This window comes from Nocardioides sp., assembly GCF_050699375.1.
GTDB lineage: Bacteria > Actinomycetota > Actinomycetes > Propionibacteriales > Nocardioidaceae > Nocardioides.
In genome coordinates, this window is the sequence record NZ_JBOHDN010000044.1 from 1 (window position 1) to 2,164 (window position 2,164).

The window sequence follows — 2,164 nt, forward strand, 5'->3', positions numbered from 1 at the left end:
CCGCCGAGGCGATCGCCCGCAACTTCGTGGCCCTCGAGGACGCCTTCGGCCTCCACCTGCTCGCCCACAACTCGTCGCTGACCCTGGAGCGCGCCGAGCAGCAGCTAACCAGCTACGCCCACTCCGCACTCGGCGTCCGGATCACCCCGATCGATCCACTCTTGCCTAGCAACGCAAAGAATCCAGACCTGCGACCCTGACCTCAGGCCGCCTCGACCGTCTTCACCATGACGCAGTTCTGCAGGCCCTTGGGCCGGCCGTAGGCGAATCCGAGCCGCTCGTCGAGCCGACGGGTGCCGTTGTAGGGGAATGACGACGACATCTTCTTGGTCTGGTCGGTCAGGTCGTGCGGATAGCTCTCGACCCGCCCACCGCCGGCCCGAGCGATCTGCTCGAGCGCACCGGTGATGGCCAGTTCCGTCACGCCCTGCCGCCGGTAGCGCTTGTCGACGAAGACGCAGGTGATCCGGTAGTCGGGGTTCACTGTCTTCGTCGCGTCATACTGCTTGAAGTGGTGGAGCGTGGGCAGGTCGACCGGGGGGGGGCCGTACTCGGCCCAGGCAACGGCCTCGTCCCCGTCCATCACCAGCGCGGCATGCGCCTCGCCCTTCTCGACATACGCCTTCTTCAACGCCCGGTTCGCCTCAGCGCCTTGGCCCTCTCGGGTCCGTCCGGATGGAACCAGATGCACCAGCAGCCACCGAAGATCCCGTTGTGCCGCTGCACCAGCGCATCGAACGCCGGCCAGGTCTAAGGGCTGAGCGGCGCGATGGTGTACGACTCGGTAGCAATGCCGCCCACAGTATTCGGTCCCGCACCGTCTGCGTGCTCGAGTTCGATACGCAAATGGCAGCATCTCGAATCGCCATCACCTTTCCGTCCGCCAGCGCCGACGCCTCCCGCGTCCCGACTCCTCCTCGGCCAAGGCTGCCGTGCGCTCAACCAGCTTCCTCACCTCGATCTCCTCGGCGAGCTCGCTGTCAGTCATCGCCTCAAAGCCGACTGCTCGCGCTGACACCTGGAACGCATCCCATGCCGCCTTGTCGTTGTACTCGCTGAAGACGCTGTGAAGGAGGGAGACGTTCGTAGCGATCTCCCGAGCGTGCCACTGCACTCTCGTCAGGAAGTCAGCGGAGGCAGACTTCGCAGTCCAGACGTGCAACGCGCGCTGGCCGGCTCCGACTCTCTCAACACACCACAAGAGTGTGTAGTAGTCGCGCACCATGGCCGCCTCGAACTGCTCCCCACTGCTGCCGGGCTGGCCGTACATGAAGGTACCGATCCGATTCCGAGCCGCCGCCACCTCGCCTGTCGTCAGGTCATTGAGTAGGGCCCAACCAAGCTCATGAGCTTGCCGCCTTGCGACGCTCCACGCGTTCCAAGCAGCGAGGCCGCTGACGCCGAGCGCAACCGAGGCGACGGTCAATGTGAGCCAATCGATCTGGGTCGCAACATTCACTGGTGAAGGCTATCGGCCGCGCTAAGCGACGTACGGCATTTCCAACTCGTCGTTCATTTCTGGTCTATCGACCGTGGCTCGACCGTAACCTGGGGAAGGTTATCCGCACCCTGTTCGGATAACCTTCCCCAGGTTACGTGGACACAGCACTCTCATCGACGAAGGGCTCGGATGGTAGCGAGTACGAGAAGCGGCGCCATGAGACGCCGCACGAGCGTGCGTCCACGCCAGATCAGCACCGCTACGCACGCCAGAAGGACCAGCGTGAGCGACACTCCCTGGACGGCGAATATCTCGGGATAGTCGACCTCCCAACGGAGTCGGTCCATGATCACCGAACGCACGAGCTCGGCACCCACGACGATGACCGCCGCCACGTTCGAAAGGCCCGACCCGATCCCGCTGCTCCGCAGTCGCTGTCATGTCCTGCAGTATCGCCGCTCGCCACCGGCGATGAGGTCAGCACGGGCGGAATCCGCGCTCAGTCCTCGGACCGGGCCCCGATGAGGACCGGTCGGCCCGCGACGTACCCGGCACAGACCTGGACGACCGCGAGCCCCAGCAGGAGCGCGATCGGGACCGACCACGCGCCGGTGGACTCGCGCAGCAGCCCGACGACGAACGGGCCGCCGGCCGCGAACAGGTAGCCGATGCTCTGGGCCATCGAGGACAGCGCGGTGGTGCCGGAGGTCGTCGCGGTGCGGA

General features: G+C 65.5%; 2 protein-coding genes and 2 pseudogenes. 1 reads left to right on the forward strand and 3 read right to left on the reverse strand.

From position 1 onward, the window contains the following. Window positions 1–200: pseudogene (locus ACRDPS_RS02430) on the forward strand (hypothetical protein); the annotation flags it as partial. Between the two features lie 2 nt (window positions 201–202). On the opposite strand, the gene ACRDPS_RS02435 reads toward ACRDPS_RS02430, so the two are convergent. The 3 genes and pseudogenes from ACRDPS_RS02435 to ACRDPS_RS02445 all read right to left on the reverse strand — a co-directional run. Beyond that, the gene (locus ACRDPS_RS02435; RefSeq protein ID WP_431500026.1) at window positions 203–631 is read right to left on the reverse strand and encodes a GNAT family N-acetyltransferase; all 429 of its coding nucleotides are present in this window, start codon (window positions 629–631) and stop codon (window positions 203–205) included. Window positions 632–868: 237 nt separating this feature from the next. Further along, window positions 869–1,459 (reverse strand): hypothetical protein, encoded by a 591-nt coding sequence (locus ACRDPS_RS02440; RefSeq protein ID WP_431500027.1) that lies wholly within the window; start codon window positions 1,457–1,459, stop codon window positions 869–871. Window positions 1,460–1,940: 481 nt separating this feature from the next. Further along, window positions 1,941–2,164: pseudogene (locus ACRDPS_RS02445) on the reverse strand (MFS transporter); the annotation flags it as partial.